Here is a 450-nt window from a genome sequence, read left to right as displayed (position 1 = left end):
CCGGTTTAGCCTCTTCCGCTTTCGCTCGCCACTACTCACGGAATCACTATTGTTTTCTCTTCCTGTGGGTACTGAGATGTTTCACTTCCCCACGTTCCCTCCACACACCCTATATATTCAGATGCGGGTAACACGACATCACTCGTGCTGGGTTTCCCCATTCGGAAATCCTCGGATCTCAGCTCGGTTGACAGCTCCCCGAGGCTTATCGCAGCCTCCTACGTCCTTCATCGGCTCCTGGTGCCAAGGCATCCACCGTACGCTCTTACACACTTACTAACAAAGATGCTCGCGTCCACTGTGCAGTTCTCAAACAACACACCCGCACCGAATCGAACTCAAGGACCGCGACCCCTACAGAGGCTGGTTTCACAAGAGATCCGGGCGGATCGTATCTTTTGCCTGGAAAGAACGTCTGTTCTTTCAGGACCCAACAGTGTGTCGATATAT

General features: G+C 52.7%; 1 rRNA gene. It reads right to left on the bottom strand.

Annotated elements, in window-relative coordinates:
- Positions 1-279: ribosomal RNA gene (locus ON23_RS05830) — 23S ribosomal RNA — on the bottom strand; the annotation flags it as partial.
- Positions 280-450: the final 171 nt, after the last annotated feature.

Source organism: Nocardia cerradoensis NBRC 101014 (assembly GCF_000308535.1).
Lineage (GTDB): Bacteria > Actinomycetota > Actinomycetes > Mycobacteriales > Mycobacteriaceae > Nocardia > Nocardia cerradoensis.
The sequence above is the reverse complement of the archived record's forward strand: the minus strand, read 5'-3'. Positions and strand labels throughout refer to the sequence as shown.